Here is a 15,642-nt window from a genome sequence, read left to right as displayed (position 1 = left end):
ATCGCGCAGGCTTCACACCCAAAGCCAACGATTCACAACCGAGCAAACGGTCAGAACGTACTCGTGGGCCGCACGGCGTTCGCCAGGTCCACCAACGTGTACCGGTGGCGCTGCGTGGGCGCGACGCGGGCCAGGCTGCGCAGCGACGCCTCCACGCCCAGCCGCAGGCCGTGCTCGGTGAACGGGAAACCCAGGATGTGGTTGGTGCTGGCTTTCTTGTCCCGGTTGTCCTCCAGCCAGTCCATCGCGCCGCCGAGCACCAGCGCGCGGATCTGTAGCACGCGGGGCTCGGTGGGCGGCAACGCCTCCACCCGGCGGGCCGCGTCGCGGATCTGCGTCTCGGTGATCTCGCCGGCCGAGCGGCCCGACATCAGCGTGACGGCGCTGGTCAGCCGGGCGGTGGTGAAATGCCTTGAGGTGGGCGGGACTTCGTCCAGCGTGCTGACGGCCTCCTCTCTATTGCCCTCGGCGGAAAGGGATCTGGCCAGGCCGAACGCCGCCGAGATCACGCCGTCGTTGGTCTTCCACACCGTCTGGTAGAACTTGTGCTCGTCGGTATTGCCGGCCAGCTCCGCGGTGGCCGCCAGCGCCAGCTTGGGCGCGAGCTCGCCGGGGAAGAGGTCCAGCACCTCGGTGAAATGCTTCGTGGCGGAATCGTAGTCGCCGGTGAGCAGCTCGGCGACGGCGCGGTACCACACCAGCCGCCATCGCCAGCCGACGCGCTCGGCCAGGTCGTCGAGCTTGCGGGTGGCCTTGGCCACGTCGCCCAGGTCCAGCAGGGCGCGGACCTCCATCAGCGGCAGCTCGACCGACTCGGCCACCTCGATGCCGTCGGCGTCCAGCGACCCGTGGCGGGCCGCACGCAACGAGTCCAGCGTCTGCACCGGCTGCGAGAGCACGGTCGCCTGCAGCACCGGCGCCGCGACGTCGGTCGGGTCGACCAGCGGCACCGGCAGCGCGGTCACGATCTCGCGGGCGGTCAGCTTCTCCGAGTGGACCTGGCCGTCCAGGTACACGTCGGTGTGCGCGACGAGCAGGTCCACCCCGAACGTCGAGCGACTCGGCGAAAAGATGGTCGACAGGCCGGGCCGCGGGATCCCGGTGTCGTGGGCGACCACCTCGCGCAGCACCCCCATCAACTGGGCGGACATCTCCTCGGCGGTGGAGAACCGGCGCCGCGGGTCGGGATCGGTGGCACGGCGCAGCAGCCGGCCGAACGAGTCGTAGGTCTTGAGCACGGGATCGTCGTCGGGCAGCCCGTCGACGTAGCGGCCGTTGCGGGTGCGCAGGTTCAGTGTCAACGCGGCCAGGGTGCGCCCCACCGTGTAGATGTCGGTGGCCACCGTCGGGCCGGTCCGCACGATCTCCGGCGCCTGGAACCCCGGTGTGCCATAAAGGTATCCGAACGAGTTGATCCGCGACACCGCACCCAGGTCGATCAGCTTGAGCTGCTCCTCGGTGAGCATGATGTTCTCCGGCTTCAGGTCGTTGTAGACCAGGCCGATGGAATGCAGGTAACTGAGCGCGGGCAAAATCTCCAGCAGGTAGGCGACGGCCTCGGCGACCGGAAGCTTGTCGGTTCTCCCGTCTTTGAGCCTTCGCCGCAGCGACTGACCGCCGATGTACTCCATCACTATGTAGCCGACCGGGTCCCCGTGCCGGTCGGTGTGCTCGACGAAGTTGAAGATCTGCACGATCTGCGGGTGCACCACCTCGGCGAGGAACTGGCGTTCGGCCATCGCGATCGCCTGCGCCTCGGCGTCACCGGAGTGCACCAGGCCCTTGAGCACCACCGGCCGGTCGTTGACGTTGTGGTCGAGCGCCAGGTACACCCAGCCCAACCCGCCGTGGGCGATGCAGCCCTTGACCTCGTATTGGCCGGCGACTATGTCACCTGGATTCAGTTGAGGCAGAAAGGAATAGGGGCTGCCGCAGGACGGGCACCAGCCCTCGGACGCGCCCCGGTTCTCCGAGCCGGACCGCCCGACCGGCTTTCCGCAGTTCCAGCAGAACCGCTTGGACTCGGGCACCACCGGGTTGGTCATCAGCGCCTCGAGCGGATCGATGTCGCGCACGCGGGGGATCTCGACCAGGCCACCGCCGAGCTGCCTGGTCGGGGGCAGCACCCGGGTGGCCGGGGTCATCCGTTCCGGCGCATCGTCGATGCCGCCGATCAGCGGGAAGTCGTCGTCGTCGTCGAAGTCGGGGCGGAACAGCGCCTGGGTGGCCTGGGGCCGCGACTCGGCGCCCGTCTGCGCGTCCGGCGGCTGGCTGCCCGGGTCTTCGGGATCTTTGGCGTCCAGGGGTTCGGCCATCAGTCCACATACCTCGGCGTGGGCGGGCCGGGTGCGGGCCCCAGTACCGTCAACCACTTGCGGTACAACGTGTTCCACGTCCCGTCCCGGCGGATGCGTTCCAGGGTGCCGTTGACGAACCGCACCAGCCCGGTGTTGTTCAGGTTGATGCCGATGCCGTAGGGCTGGGTCGCCATGTTCGGCCCGACGATGTGCAGGTTGGGGTCCTCCTCCACCAGGCCGGCCAGGATCGAGTCGTCGGTGCTGACGGCGTCGATGCTGCGCTGCTGGATGGCCACCAGGCAGTCGGCCCAGTTCACCACCGACACGATGACCGGTGGGGGGTCGATCTGCTGGATCCGGCGCTGCGACGTGGTCCCCCGCGCCACGCACACCCGCTTGCCGGACAGGTCCGCGGGCTTGGTTATCGGTGCGTCGCGCAGGGCGAGGATGCGCTGGTTGGCGTCGAGGTAGACGGTGGAGAAGTTGACCAGCTTGCGCCGCTCGCAGGTGATGGTCATCGTCTTGACGACGACGTCGACCTCCGAGCGCTGCAGCGCGGTGATGCGCTCGTCGGTCGACAGCACGCGGTACTCGACATGCGACGGGGCGCCGAAGATGTCGCGCGCGATCTCGCCGGCGATGTCGACGTCGAAGCCGGTGATCTCGCCGGTGATCGGGTCGCGGAAGCTGAACAGGTTGCTGCCGATGTCGAGGCCCACGATCAGCCTGCCGCGGGCGCGGATGTCGGCGACGGCGGCGTCGGCCTCGGCCTTGGTGGGGAAGGGGCGCAGGCTCGCGGTCGGGTCGCAGTCCTGATTGGCGGTGTCGGGCGGCAGCGGCGGCTGGGGCGGCAACTCCTGCATGCCGACCGGCGTGGGCGGCGGCAGCGTCGGAACGGTCGCGACGGTCAGCGATTCGGTGTGGCCGCAGCCCGCCAGCGTCGCGCCCATCAAGGCAGCGACGAGCGCGCCGCAGACCCGTGCCGGCCGCGCCATTATCGATACTCCTTGAGCCGTGGCCACAACCCCAGCGCCACGGCGATGGCCGCCCCGAGGCTGAGCACCACGCCGCCGACCTGCGCGCCGGACAGCCCGCCGCGCGCGTTGAGCACGTCGTTGCGCAGGTGGGTGCGGCTCTGCTCCATCGCCTTGCCCAGCAAGTCGTCGAGCTTGTCGAACGCCGGGGTGGAGTCGTCCTCGCCGCTGCCCAGCGCCACCCGGGTGGCCTCGCGGTAGTTGCCCACCGAGATGTAGGAGTTGATCCGGTCGTTGGCCTGGCGCCACCGCAGCAGCAGCTGGTCGGCGCCCTGCAGGTCGGGTTTGTCGACGGCGTCGCTGCGCGACAGGTACTGGTCGAGCTGGGCGTGCATGGCATCGATGCGCTGATAGAAGGATTGCTTGCGCACCTCTTCGTCGCCGCGGCGGATCAGCGACAGCGTCTCGTCGGCCCGCGCCTGCTGGGCGGTGATGGCGACGTTGGTGACGGTCCGCAGCGACTCCGCGGCGGTGTTCTTGGCGCTCTGACTGGCGGCCGTGGAGATGGCGAGCGCGGTTCCGACCCATACCACCATGACGAGGATAGCGAGGCCGGCGACGATCAGACCGGGGTTGATTCGGCGCCGGGTGCGCCGGGCCAGCCAGCGGTGGGAGAAGAACCCGAACACCCCGGTGGCGATGACGACGAGGATCACCGGGGCCGGGAAGCGGGTGGACGCGGTGGTTTCGCTGTCCACGCGCGCCGACGTCGCCTGGTAGAGCTGCTGCGCGTCGGGCAGGATGCGCGACTGCATCAGCCCCGAGGCCTCCGACAGGTACGCCGACCCGACCGGGTTGCCTGCCCGGTTGTTGGTGCGCGCGGTCTCGATCAGCCCGGTATAGACGGCCAACTCGGCGTTGATCCGGCCCAGCAACTGCACCAGCGGCTCGTCGGTCAGGCCGCTCGACGCCCTGGTGACCGCGACCGCGGCGTCGGTGATGGCCTGCTCGTAGCGCTGGCGGACCGGCTGCGGCTCGGCCTGGGCGATGAACGCGGTGGCCGCCGCCGCGTCGGCCACCGACAGCGTGGTGTAGAGCCGCCCCGCGGCGAACGACAGCGGCTCGGTGTGGTTGAGGACCGTGGACAGCACCTGCTGGCGGTGGTTGATGGTCGTCGAGGTGGCGATGGCGCTGGAGACGCCGAGGGCGGCCAGCACGATCCCGATGGTCAGGATGCGCCCCGGCGTCGTCGCGATGAACCACCACCGGGGGTGTGCGGGCTCGGCCGGCGACCGAGATCCCTTCGGCTCGGTCGACGGGTGCGCCAGCTCAACCGTCACGTCTGATCAGCCCCTGTAACTTCGCTGCACGAACCCGGATAAGCGAATTCTAAGAGAATGTTCGGGCGGATGTGGGGAGGTGACCCAATTGACGTTGGCCGCCTGCATATCCTGAACCGGTGCAGGGCGACGGCGACGGATGGGTGGTATCCGACAGCGGCGCGCACTATTGGGGACGCTTCGGCGCGGCCGGCCTGCTGTTGCGCGCGCCCCGGCCCGACGGCACGCCCGCGGTTTTGCTGCAGCATCGCGCGGTGTGGAGCCACCAGGGCGGCACCTGGGGGCTGCCGGGCGGCGCCCGGGACAGCCACGAGACCCCGGAACAGACGGCGGTCCGCGAGGCGCACGAAGAGGCCGGCCTGCTGGGCGAGCTGCTGACGGTGCGGGCGACGGTGGTCACCGCCGAGGTCTTCGGGCTCGGCGGCGCGCACTGGACGTACACGACCGTCGTCGCCGACGCGCCCGAGCTGCTGGACACCGTCCCCAACCGGGAGAGCGCCGAGATGCGCTGGGTCGCCGAGACCGAGGTGGCCAATCTGCCGCTGCATCCCGGCTTCGCGGCCAGTTGGCGGGGGCTGCGCACCGCGCCGGAGCTGTTGCCGCTGGCCCACGGCGACGCGAGGCGCCATCACCTGCCGCGCACGGTCGAGGTCGAGGCCGGGGAGTTCGTGTGGTGCATGCCCGGCAACCCACTCGAGGCGGACCAGGTTGCGGTGAGTCCGCGGCTCAGCTCGCTGCTGCAAGCGCTGACTTGAGTCGCTGCGCCGCGGCCCGGGGATCCTCGGCCGCGGTGATCGCCCGCACCACCACGACCCGCCGCGCGCCGGCCCCGAGCACGTCGGGCAGCCGCTCGCGGTCGATGCCGCCGATCGCGAACCAGGGCTTGTCGCGGCCGACCACGGCGGCGGCCCGCACCAGCGGCAGCCCCGCCGCCTCCCGTCCGGGTTTGGTCGGGGTCGGCCAGCAAGGGCCGACGCAGAAATAGTCCGCGCCACCGGCCGCAGCGGCCGCGAGCTGATCGGGGTCGTGGGTGGACAGGCCGACCAGCGTGTCCGGGCCGAGGATGCCGCGCGCCGCCTCCAGCGGCAGGTCGCCCTGGCCCAGGTGCAGCACGTCGGCGCCGGCAACGCGGGCGATGTCGGCGCGGTCGTTGACCGCGAACAGGGCGCCGTGGCGGCGGGCCGCCTCGGCGAGGATCTCGCAGGCGGCCAGCTCGTCGCGCGCCTCGAGCGGCCCGAACCGCCGCTCGCCGGCCGATCCCTTGTCGCGCAGCTGGACGATGTCCACCCCGCCGGCCAGGGCGGCGTCGGCGAACTCGGCCAAATCACCGCGCTCACGACGCGCGTCGGTGCACAGATACAGCCTCGCGGCACCGAGACGGGCGAGCCGGGCGGGACGGTCGTGCACACCGCGACGCTAGCGCGCTAGCGTGGGACGGGTAGAAGAGCACGGGAGTCCCGGGCAACCGAAACGAGCGGGGACTGAGAGTGGGCGCGCGGCCCTTACCGTCGAACCTGATCCGGGTCATGCCGGCGAAGGGAGCAAGGATGTCAACCGGGTCAGCGGCCGGCTCGGTCGCCGTGGTGGGCGGCGGCGTCATCGGGCTGTCGGTGGCGCGCCGGGCCGCCCAGGCCGGCTGGTCGGTGCGGGTGCATCGCACCGGCGAGCCGGGCGCCTCCTGGGTGGCGGGCGGCATGCTCGCCCCGCACAGCGAGGGCTGGCCCGGTGAGGAGCGGTTGCTGCGGCTGGGCCTGGAGTCGCTGCGGCTGTGGCGCGAGGGTGGCTTCACCGACGGGCTGCCGCCGGAGGTGATCACCGCCCGCGAGTCGCTGGTGGTGGCCGTCGACCGGGCCGACGTGGCGGATCTGCGCACGGTCGCGGACTGGCTGTCCCAGCAGGGCCATCCGGTGGTGTGGGAGTCGGCCGCCCGCGACGTGGAACCCCTGTTGGCCCAAGGCATCCGGCATGGCTTTCGGGCACCCACCGAGCTGGCGGTGGACAACCGCGCCGTGCTCGAGGGATTGGCCCTGGCCTGCGAGCGGCTCGGGGTCGAGTGGGCGGCGCCCGTGCACGACCTCGCCCGCGTCGAGGCCGACGCGGTGGTGATCGCCAACGGCATCGACGCGCCCTCGCTGTGGCCCGGGCTGCCGGTGCGCCCGGTGAAGGGCGAGGTGCTGCGCCTGCGCTGGCGAAAGGGGTGTATGCCGTTGCTGGGCAGGGTGATTCGCGCCCGCGTGCACGGACGGCAGGTGTACCTGGTGCCGCGCTCCGACGGCGTCGTCGTCGGCGCCACCCAATACGAGCACGGACGCGACACCGCCCCGGTGGTGGCGGGCGTGCGCGACCTGCTCGACGACGCGTGCGCGGTGGTGCCGGCGCTCGGGGAGTACGAGCTGGCCGAGTGCGCCGCGGGGCTGCGGCCGATGACGCCCGACAACCTGCCGCTGGTGCGGCGCCTGGACGGGCGGACCCTGCTCGCGGCCGGCCATGGCCGGTCCGGCTTCCTGTTGGCGCCGTGGACGGCCGAACAAATTGTGTCCGAACTCCTCCCGGTTGGAGCCCACGCATGATCGTCACGGTCAACGAGCGGCAGGTCGAAGTCGACGAACGGACCACGGTCGCCGCCCTGCTGAAGTCGCTCGGCTTCCCGGACCGCGGCATCGCGGTCGCCCTGGATCAGGCGGTACTGCCGCGATCGAGCTGGGCGACAAGGCTTTCCGAGCTTTCCGGACCTTCCGGACCTTCCGGGCTTTCCGGGCCGATCCGACTCGAGGTGATGACGGCGGTGCAAGGTGGTTGAGACAAAACTGACGATCGCGGACCGCAGCTTCGCCTCGCGGCTCATCATGGGCACCGGCGGGGCGACCAACCTGGCGGTGCTGGAGGAGGCGCTGATCGCCTCGGGCACCGAGCTGACCACCGTGGCGATCCGCCGCGTCGACGCCGAGGGTGGCACCGGACTGCTGGACCTGCTCAACCGGCTGGGCATCACGCCGCTGCCCAACACCGCGGGGTGCCGCGGCGCGGCCGAGGCGGTGCTCACGGCACAGCTGGCCCGCGAGGCGCTCAACACCAACTGGGTCAAGCTCGAGGTGATTGCCGACGAACGCACCCTGTTGCCCGACGCCGTCGAATTGGTCCGCGCGGCAGAGCAATTGGTCGACGACGGGTTCGTCGTCCTGCCCTACACCAACGATGACCCCGCGCTGGCCCGCCGGCTCGAAGACGCCGGTTGCGCGGCGGTGATGCCGCTGGGCGCCCCGATCGGCACCGGCCTGGGCATCACCAACCCGCACAACATCGAGATGATCGTCGCACGGGCCGGCGTCCCGGTGGTGCTCGACGCCGGCATCGGGACGGCCAGCGACGCGGCGCTGGCGATGGAATTGGGTTGCGACGCCGTCCTGTTGGCCACCGCGGTGACCCGCGCCGCCGACCCGCCCGCCATGGCCGCCGCGATGGCCGCCGCCGTCACCGCCGGCCACCTGGCGCGGCAGGCCGGGCGGATCCCCAAGCGATTCTGGGCGCAGGCTTCCAGCCCGGATCCGTAAAATTGATGAAACGCTATGTCGCCCTGGGCAGTTCGATGGCAGCCGGCCCCGGAATCCGGCCACGAGCGGTGGGCGCCCCGCTGTGGTCGGGCCGGTCGGCCCGCAACTACCCCCACCTGGTCGCCGAGCGGCTGAACCTGGGGCTGGTTGACGTCACCTTTTCCGGCGCGACGACCGCTCACGTGCTGGCGGATAGCCAGCGCGGCAAGGCGCCCCAGATCGCCGCGCTGGACGGCTCGGAAAGCGTGGTCACCGTGACCATCGGTGGCAACGACGTCGGCTACGTGCCGCTGTTGATGGTCGCCTCCCTGCCGCACGCCGCGCGGCGGCTGCCGCTGCTGGGGCGACGCATCTCCGAACTGCTGGACCGCGACACCCGCGACCGCGCCCTGGCGGAGGTGTTCGATTCCTTGTGCGCGGTCGGCACCGAGCTGCGCCGGCGCGCCCCGGGGGCCCGGGTTTTCTTCGTCGACTACCTGACGATCCTGCCGCCCGCGGGTGCGGCGGCCGCGCCGCTGCGCGAAGCGGATGCCGAGCTGGGCCGCCATGTGGCCGCGACCCTGGAACGCCTCACGGCCGAGGCCGCGGTGGCAACCGGCTGCGAGGTCGTCGGCGCGGCCGCCGCGAGCCGGGAGCACCACGCCTGGTCGGCCGAACCGTGGACGACCGGCCCCGCGCGCTACGGCGTGCCGCTGCCGGGCGGGCCGGCACCGCTGCACCCCAACGCCGCCGGGATGCGCGCGGTGGCGGACCTGGTTGCCGCGCGGCTCTAGCGGGTCAGCCGTTGGTGCGCCACCACTGGTAGAGCGCGTTGACGTCGGTGTTGGACGCGCGGACGTGGCTCAGCACGTTCTTGGCGTCGGTCGTCCAGGTGATCACCGCGGCGTCCTTGTACGTGCCGCAGGCCACCTGTCCGGCGTTCTGACCGTAGCTGCCCTGGCGCCAGGTCCCCGGTGACTCGCCGTTGTCCCCGCACGGGCTCAGGGATACGCCGTGGATGCCCGAGGTGAACGCCGCGGCCAGGTCGGTGCCGTTGTCGAAGAGCTGGTAGACGCCGGCGGCCGGGCCATTGGGGTCGGGGCTTTGCCCGCAATCGAGCTCGGCCAGCACGGGACCCGACAACGGGGCCGGCTGGCAATTGTCGAGGCTGTAGCCCTTCGACAGCGTGGCGGTCAGCGTGTCGATGTCCGTCGAGTTGCCCGTGTTGGGGTCCGCCGTCGCCGCGGCGGCGCCGGCCAGGGCGGAGCCGCCCAGGAGGGCCACCGCCGTCGCGGCACGCAGCGCGCTTGCGAGAGGGAACATCTTCGAACTCCTTTGCAGCGGAATGCGGTGCGGCCCAGCCGGATACGTCAGCGGTTGACGAGCCACCACTGGTACAGCGCCTGGACGTCGGCGTTCGGCCCGCGGATGAGGCCCAACACATTTTTGGAGTCCGTGGTCCAGATGACCTCGGCGGCATTCTGATACGTGCCACACGCCACCGATCCGGAGCTGGCGCCGTTGGTGCCCTTAGGCCACGTGGTGGGCGATTGGCCGCTGTCCCCGCAGGCGGCCAGGACGTCGTCCTTGATGCTCGTCTTGAACGAGGCGGCCAGGTTGTCGCCGTTGCTGAACAGGATGTACCTGGCCTGGACGGGCCCGGCGGGGTCGGAGCTTTGACCGCAGGTGAGCACGGCCAGCTCACCCGCGTCGAGCTTTCCGGGGTTGCAGTTGTTCAGGTCGTAGCCCTTCGACAACGATCCGGCCAGCGTGTTGACGTCCGCCGGGTTGCCGGTGGGGTCCGCGGTCGCCGCGGCGGCGCCGGCGAGCGCGAAACCACCCGCCAGCGCGGTGGACGCCGCGAAACGCAGCGCCCTGCTGAGAAGAGGCATTGTTGGCTCCTAACGTCGGGCCGTTACAAGGGATCGTAGGGCTATGTCCTGTCCATGCAACACATTCCGCTGGAAATTGTCTATTTGGGCCGCTTTCCGGTTGGGCCGACATAATGTGACCGCGATCCGCGCTGGTGGCCTCGATTCGGCAAAGTGGTTGATAATCAACGGTTTTCAATCTTCACGGCACGCCGACCACGTTGGCGCGGTCACCGGAAATGATGAATATCCGCGCAGATAGCGCGGTTATTGCCTGCCTCGGGTAGGGTAAGCACGGCCTCACACCAGCGACATTCTTTCCCCCTGGAGAATCCATGACTGAGCAGCCACCCCCGCCGCCGCCCGGGTACCCGCCGGCACAGCCCGCCGGCCTTGCCCCGAACAACAACTTGGTGTGGGCGATTCTGGCGACATTGTTCTGCTTCCCGATCACCGGGATCGTCGCAATCGTGAAGGCGGCCTCCGTCAATGGGTTGTGGGCCCAGGGTTTGCATGCCGAGGCGCAGGCGGCCGCCGCCAGCGCCCGGAAGTGGGTGATCTGGTCCGTCGTCATCTGGGCCGTCTGGGTTGCCGTCCTCATCATCGTGTCGGTGGCCGGTGGTCTCGATGCGGGCACGACGAACGCCCTTGCCGCGACGCTTTCCGCTACGTCCTGAGTCCCGGGAGCTGGGCGCGCCGCTTACGGTGGCGGCGGCCGCCGCGTTCGTGTGCGCGGCCACCTGGGTGGGAGATCCGACGACGCCGGGCGGCCCGCTGCCGGTGTGCCCCACCAAGGCCCTGTTGGGCGTCGATTGCCCCGGGTGCGGCAGCGCGCGCATGTTGTATTCGCTGATGCACGGCGACATGGCGGCGGCCGCGAGGTTCAACGCGCTGGGTTTGGTGGCGCTGGCGTTGTTGGTCTGGGCGTACGCGGCGTGGACCTACGGGCGCATGACCGGCCGGCGGATCCGGGGCTGGCAACACCGGCGGTGGTCGGCGATGGTGGCGCTGCTGTTGGTGGCGACGTGGTTTGTGGTGCGCAACATCCCGTTTACGCCATTCAGCGCGCTCTATGTCTAACCTGGGTCGCGATGGTTAAAAAACCGCGGACGATCCCTGCGGCACTCGCCGTGGTCGCTCTCACCGCATTGCTGGCCGGCTGCTCGCATCGCTGCCCTGACCCGCAGCCGGCGACCAGCAACCCCGCCGCGGCCGCGTTCGCCACCGCCCTCCATGACAAGGTCACCGTCGACGCGATGATGGCGCACCTTTCGAAGCTGCAGGACATCGCCGACGCCAACAACGGCAACCGCGCCGTGGGCACCCCGGGCTACGAGGCCAGCGTCGACTATGTGGTGAATAAGTTGCGCGACAGCGGGTTTGACGTCCAGACACCCGAGTTCTCGGCGCGGGTATTCCACAGCGAAAAGCCGGTGGTGACGGTCGGCGGCGCGACCGTGGAGGCGCGAGCGCTGGAGTTCAGCCGCGGCACCCCACCGAACGGTGTGGGCGGGCCCCTGGTGGCGGTTCCGCCCGGGGATAGCCCGGGCTGCAAGCCCTCCGACTTGGACGGGCTTCGGGTGCAGGGCGCGGTGGTACTGGTGGACCGCGGCAGCTGCCCGTTCGCCCAGAAGGAGGATGCCGCGGCGCAGCACGGCGCCGTCGCGATGATCGTCGTCGACAACGTCGACGAGCAACAGATGGGCGGCACCCTCGGGGCCGACACGGACGTCAAGATCCCGGTGGTCAGCGTCACCAAGTCCGTCGGGCTCCAGCTGCGCGGGCAGCCGGGACCGACCACGATCAAGCTCAACGCGAGCGTCCAGACGTTCAAGGCCCGCAACGTCATTGCGCAGACCAAGACCGGGTCGCCCACCGACGTGGTGATGGTGGGCGCGCACTTGGACAGCGTTCCGGAGGGCCCGGGCATCAACGACGACGGGTCGGGCGTGGCCGCGGTCCTGGAAACCGCCTTGCAGCTGGGGAACTCGCCCCAGGTGCACAACGCGGTGCGGTTCGGCTTCTGGGGGGCGGAGGAACTCGGGCTGATCGGATCGCGCAACTACGTGGAGTCGCTGAACCTGGACGGGCTCAAAGACATTGCGCTGTACCTGAACTTCGACATGCTCGCCTCGCCTAACCCGGGTTACTTCACCTACGACGGCGACCAATCGCTGCCGATGGACGCGCGCGGCCAGCCGGTGGTGCCGGAGGGCTCCGCGGGCATCGAACGCGCGCTGGTCGCCTACCTGAAGTCGGTCGGCAAGACCGCGCAGGACACCTCGTTCGACGGCCGCTCGGACTACGACGGGTTCACCCTGGCCGGCATCCCGGCGGGCGGCCTGTTCTCGGGCGCCGAGGTCAAGATGACCCCCGAGCAGGCCAAGCTGTGGGGCGGAGCCGCCGACCAGCCGTTCGATCCCAACTATCACCAAAAGGGCGACGCCCTCGAGCACATCAACCGCGCCGCACTCGGAATCAACGGCGCCGGCGTCGCCTACGCGGTCGGCTTGTACGCGCAGGACGTCGGCGGCCGCAACGGGGTTCCGGTGCTGGCGGATCGCACGCGTCACACCCTCGCCAAGCCATGATCCGCCGGCTGGGCTCGGCGCTGGTGCTGATCGGGCTGGTGGCAGGCTGCGCGTCGAGTACGGGATCGCGCCCGGCCGGGCCGCCGGACCTCGGTCGGGGCTTGGCCGCGAAGGTGACCGGGGACGGGTTGGTTGCCCACCTGCGCGCGCTGCAGGACATCGCCAACGCCCACGGCGGCAACCGCGCGGACGGCACCCCGGGCTACGACGCCAGCGTCGATTACGTGTCGAAGGCGTTGCGGGACAGGGGTTTCAAGGTATCGACGCCGCAGTTCGATCGGCTGCTCACGATTTCGCCGGGCAAGCCGACGCTGACGGTGGCCGGCCGCACCTATCCGGTCGACCAGGCGTCGCTGCTGGTGCGGACCCCGCCCGGCGGACTGACGGGGCGGCCGGTGCGGCCCACGCGACCGTCGGGCTGCGCGCCCGGCGACTACCCGGCCGCGGTGCCCAAGGGCGCGATCGCCGTCGTCGACGACGCGGGCTGTTCGGTGGTCGACAAGCAGGGCAGCGCGGTGGCGCGGGGTGCGGCCGCGCTGATCGTGCTCAGCGCGCCCAGCGGGCGGGGGGCCCCGCCCGGGCTGTTCGGCCCCGGTTACTTCAAGCAGTTGACCGTGCCGGTGGCCGTCGTCGGCGCCGACGGCGCCTCCGCGCTGGCGCGCGACACCGCGCCCGTCCGTTTGGTGCTGGACGCCCAGCACTCCACGATCAGCTCGCGAAACGTGTTGGCGCAGACCGAAACCGGCTCGCCGCACGAGTCGATCATGGTGGGGGCGCATCTGGACGGACCGCGCGGTGGTCCGGGCATCAACGGCAACGGGACCGGCGTGGCCGCGGTCCTGGAAACGGCGCTGCAGCTGGGGCCGCTCGCCCCGGTGAACAACGCGGTGCGGTTCGTGTTCTGGGGAGCCGACGAGGACGGGATCAACGGCGCCATGGATTACGTGTTCGGCTTGGATGGCGACCAGCTCAACGACATCGCGATGTATCTGGACTTCACCACGGTCGGTTCGGCCAACGCGGGCTTCTTCACCCTCGACGGCGACCAGTCCGGTCCGCCCGGCGCTGGAATCGCCTTCGGCGACGTGCCCGAGGGCTCGGCCGGCATCGAACGCACTCTGGGCGGCGATCTGTACCAGGCCGGGAAGCGGCCGGCCGACATGCCGTTGAACACCGTGACCGACTACCACCCGTTCATGGTCGCGGGCGTGCCGGTAGGCGGTCTGACCACCGGCGCCACGCAGACGAAAACCACGGTGCAGGCGCGACTCTGGGGCGGGCAGGCCGGCGCCCCGTTCGACCCCAATTACCAGGGCCCCCGGGACACCGTCGACGCCGTCAACCGGGAGGCGCTGGCCATCATGGGTTCCGTCGCGGCGTTCGCGGTGGGCACCTACGCCGAGTCGATCGGGGGAGCCAACGGCGTCCCGCCGCACGACAAGCGCCACCGCACCCGGGTGCCGTAGCGGTTGCGGCCGGTTGTCGTAGGCGTGTGGCATACTCGAACGTATGTTCGATCCGAGGAATCGGGCGGAGGTGATCGCCCACTTCGATGAGGAGTTCGAGCGGTGTTATCCGTCGGCGACGGCGGCCTCGACGGCGCTGCTGGAGCGCATCGCCGCGGCGGCGCGCGCGGAGAACCGGGCGGCCGCGGCGCAGTTGGCGTTGATCGGGGAGTTGTTCGTGTATCGGTTGTCGCGGTGCGCGGAGTCCGAGGGCTGGGCGATCGACACGATGGAGGCGGTGGCCGCCGAGGTGGGTGCGGCGTTGCGGATCAGCCAGGGCCTGGCGGCCAGCCGGTTGCGGTATGCGCGGGCGATGCGCGAGCGCCTGCCGAAGGTGGCCGAGGTGTTCGCCGCCGGCGACATTGACTTTCGGGTGTTTCAGACCCTGGTGTATCGCACCGATTTGATCGAGGATCCCGACGTGCTGGCCGCGGTGGATGCCACACTGGCCGCCCATGTGGGGCGCTGGCCGTCGATGACCCAGGGCCGGCTGGCCGCTCAGGTGGACAAGATCGTGGCCCGCGCCGATGTGGATGCGGTGCGCCGGCGCACCTGGCATCAACGCGATCGCGAGATCTGGATCGGCGATCTGGTCGAATCTGGGGTCTCCCAGATCAACGGCACCCTGTTGAGCACCGATGCGCACGCGCTGGATCAGCGGCTGGATGCGGTGGCGGGTACCGTGTGCCCGCATGATCCGCGCACCGCCGCCCAGCGGCGCGCGGATGCGTTGGGGGCGCTGGCCGCCGGGGCCGATCGGCTGGGCTGTCGTTGCCGGCGGGCGGATTGTGCGGCCGGGGCCAGGCCGGCGGGGCCGGTGGTGATCCATGTGATCGCCGAGCAGGCCAGCCTCGACGGGCGCGGCGCCCCGGGCTCGCTGTGCGGCGCCGACGGGTTGATCCCGCCGGAGGTGATGGCCGAGCTGGCCCAATCGGCGAAACTGGTGCCGCTGTTTCACCCCGCCGACGCGGCGCCGGAAAAGGGCTACGTGCCCTCGAAGGCGTTGGCCGATTTTGTGCGGTGTCGGGATTTGACGTGTCGCTGGCCCGGCTGTGATCAGCCCGCCGCGCGCTGCGAAATCGACCACACCATCCCCCACGCCGTCGGCGGGCCCACCCATGCGGGCAACCTCAAATGTTTGTGCACCACCCATCACCTGATCAAAACGTTCCTCGGCTGGGCCGAGCAGCAGCTGCCCGACGGCACGCTGATCTTCACCTCCCCGTCCGGGCAGACCTATGTCACCACCCCGGGCAGCGCGTTGCTGTTTCCCAGCCTGTGCCACGCGGTGGGCGGCATGGGCTGCGTGGAGGCCGACCCGCGCCCCGATTACAGCGCCGAGCGCACCGCCATGATGCCGCGGCGCCGGCGCACCCGCGCCCAGGAGCGCGCCTACCGGGTGGCCACCGAACGCCGCCACAACCGCGCCGCCCGCCAAGCCCGCGCGGCCCAACACGCGCAGACCCGCGACTACTTCGCCCTACCCCCACCCAACGACGACGAAGATCCACCGCCATTCTGAAAGGCCGTCAAG

General features: G+C 70.7%; 16 protein-coding genes and 1 riboswitch. Of the genes, 10 read left to right on the top strand and 6 right to left on the bottom strand.

The window, feature by feature from the left end:
* Positions 1-50 precede the first annotated feature (50 nt).
* Genes BST11_RS10830 through glnX form a run of 3 tightly spaced genes read right to left on the bottom strand, consistent with a single transcriptional unit; the run spans position 51 to position 4,611 of the window.
* On the bottom strand, positions 51-2,315 hold the full coding sequence (locus BST11_RS10830; RefSeq protein WP_083137983.1) for a serine/threonine-protein kinase PknG: 2,265 nt from the start codon (positions 2,313-2,315) through the stop codon (positions 51-53).
* The gene (locus tag BST11_RS10825; RefSeq protein ID WP_067324756.1) at positions 2,315-3,292 is read right to left on the bottom strand and encodes a glutamate ABC transporter substrate-binding protein; all 978 of its coding nucleotides are present in this window, start codon (positions 3,290-3,292) and stop codon (positions 2,315-2,317) included. Before BST11_RS10825 ends, BST11_RS10830 begins: the two co-directional genes overlap by 1 nt.
* Positions 3,292-4,611 (bottom strand): protein kinase G-activating protein GlnX, encoded by a 1,320-nt coding sequence (glnX, locus tag BST11_RS10820; RefSeq protein ID WP_067324754.1) that lies wholly within the window; start codon positions 4,609-4,611, stop codon positions 3,292-3,294. Before glnX ends, BST11_RS10825 begins: the two co-directional genes overlap by 1 nt.
* Positions 4,612-4,730: 119 nt before the next feature.
* On the opposite strand from glnX, the gene BST11_RS10815 reads away from it, so the two are divergent.
* Positions 4,731-5,366: an NUDIX hydrolase gene (locus BST11_RS10815; RefSeq protein WP_083137982.1), complete on the top strand. Its 636-nt coding sequence runs from the start codon at positions 4,731-4,733 to the stop codon at positions 5,364-5,366.
* Here BST11_RS10815 and thiE read toward each other — a convergent pair.
* Positions 5,338-6,018, bottom strand: coding sequence for a thiamine phosphate synthase (thiE, locus tag BST11_RS10810; RefSeq protein WP_083137981.1), 681 nt, complete (start codon positions 6,016-6,018; stop codon positions 5,338-5,340). The genes BST11_RS10815 and thiE overlap by 29 nt on opposite strands.
* Before the next feature lie 31 nt (positions 6,019-6,049).
* A riboswitch (TPP riboswitch) is annotated at positions 6,050-6,169 on the top strand.
* Here thiE and thiO point away from each other — a divergent pair.
* The 4 genes from thiO (at position 6,159) to BST11_RS10790 (ending at position 8,935) form a co-directional block, all read left to right on the top strand.
* Complete coding sequence (thiO, locus tag BST11_RS10805; protein ID WP_067324748.1) at positions 6,159-7,181, top strand: glycine oxidase ThiO; 1,023 nt, start codon at positions 6,159-6,161, stop codon at positions 7,179-7,181. Its footprint overlaps the riboswitch before it by 11 nt.
* Positions 7,178-7,411, top strand: coding sequence for a sulfur carrier protein ThiS (thiS, locus tag BST11_RS10800; RefSeq protein WP_083137980.1), 234 nt, complete (start codon positions 7,178-7,180; stop codon positions 7,409-7,411). Before thiO ends, thiS begins: the two co-directional genes overlap by 4 nt.
* On the top strand, positions 7,404-8,162 hold the full coding sequence (thiG, locus tag BST11_RS10795) for a thiazole synthase (RefSeq protein ID WP_067324744.1): 759 nt from the start codon (positions 7,404-7,406) through the stop codon (positions 8,160-8,162). The genes thiS and thiG overlap by 8 nt, the downstream gene beginning before the upstream one ends.
* A 5-nt stretch (positions 8,163-8,167) precedes the next feature.
* A complete protein-coding gene (locus tag BST11_RS10790; RefSeq protein WP_083138035.1) occupies positions 8,168-8,935 on the top strand; it encodes an SGNH/GDSL hydrolase family protein in 768 nt (255 codons plus the stop codon).
* A 4-nt stretch (positions 8,936-8,939) separates the two neighbouring features.
* Here BST11_RS10790 and BST11_RS10785 read toward each other — a convergent pair whose 3' ends face one another.
* Both BST11_RS10785 and BST11_RS10780 read right to left on the bottom strand, forming a co-directional pair.
* A complete protein-coding gene (locus tag BST11_RS10785) occupies positions 8,940-9,464 on the bottom strand; it encodes a serine/threonine protein kinase (RefSeq protein WP_083137979.1) in 525 nt (174 codons plus the stop codon).
* Between the two features lie 47 nt (positions 9,465-9,511).
* Complete coding sequence (locus tag BST11_RS10780) at positions 9,512-10,033, bottom strand: serine/threonine protein kinase (RefSeq protein ID WP_083137978.1); 522 nt, start codon at positions 10,031-10,033, stop codon at positions 9,512-9,514.
* A 314-nt stretch (positions 10,034-10,347) separates the two neighbouring features.
* On the opposite strand from BST11_RS10780, the gene BST11_RS10775 reads away from it, so the two are divergent.
* Genes BST11_RS10775 through BST11_RS10755 form a run of 5 tightly spaced genes read left to right on the top strand, consistent with a single transcriptional unit; the run spans position 10,348 to position 15,630 of the window.
* Entirely contained in the window at positions 10,348-10,689 is a 342-nt protein-coding gene (locus tag BST11_RS10775; protein ID WP_083137977.1) for a CD225/dispanin family protein, read from the top strand.
* Positions 10,640-11,092: a DUF2752 domain-containing protein gene (locus tag BST11_RS10770; RefSeq protein ID WP_083137976.1), complete on the top strand. Its 453-nt coding sequence runs from the start codon at positions 10,640-10,642 to the stop codon at positions 11,090-11,092. The genes BST11_RS10775 and BST11_RS10770 overlap by 50 nt, the downstream gene beginning before the upstream one ends.
* A gap of 11 nt (positions 11,093-11,103) precedes the next feature.
* Positions 11,104-12,603, top strand: a complete 1,500-nt coding sequence (locus BST11_RS10765; RefSeq protein ID WP_083137975.1) for a M28 family metallopeptidase — start codon at positions 11,104-11,106, stop codon at positions 12,601-12,603.
* Positions 12,600-14,069 (top strand): M28 family peptidase, encoded by a 1,470-nt coding sequence (locus BST11_RS10760; protein WP_083137974.1) that lies wholly within the window; start codon positions 12,600-12,602, stop codon positions 14,067-14,069. The genes BST11_RS10765 and BST11_RS10760 overlap by 4 nt, the downstream gene beginning before the upstream one ends.
* Positions 14,070-14,112: 43 nt before the next feature.
* Positions 14,113-15,630, top strand: a complete 1,518-nt coding sequence (locus tag BST11_RS10755) for an HNH endonuclease signature motif containing protein (protein WP_083137973.1) — start codon at positions 14,113-14,115, stop codon at positions 15,628-15,630.
* Positions 15,631-15,642: the final 12 nt, after the last annotated feature.

This window comes from Mycobacterium alsense, from assembly GCF_002086635.1.
Taxonomy (GTDB): domain Bacteria; phylum Actinomycetota; class Actinomycetes; order Mycobacteriales; family Mycobacteriaceae; genus Mycobacterium; species Mycobacterium alsense.
This window is presented reverse-complemented; position numbering and strand designations above follow the sequence as displayed.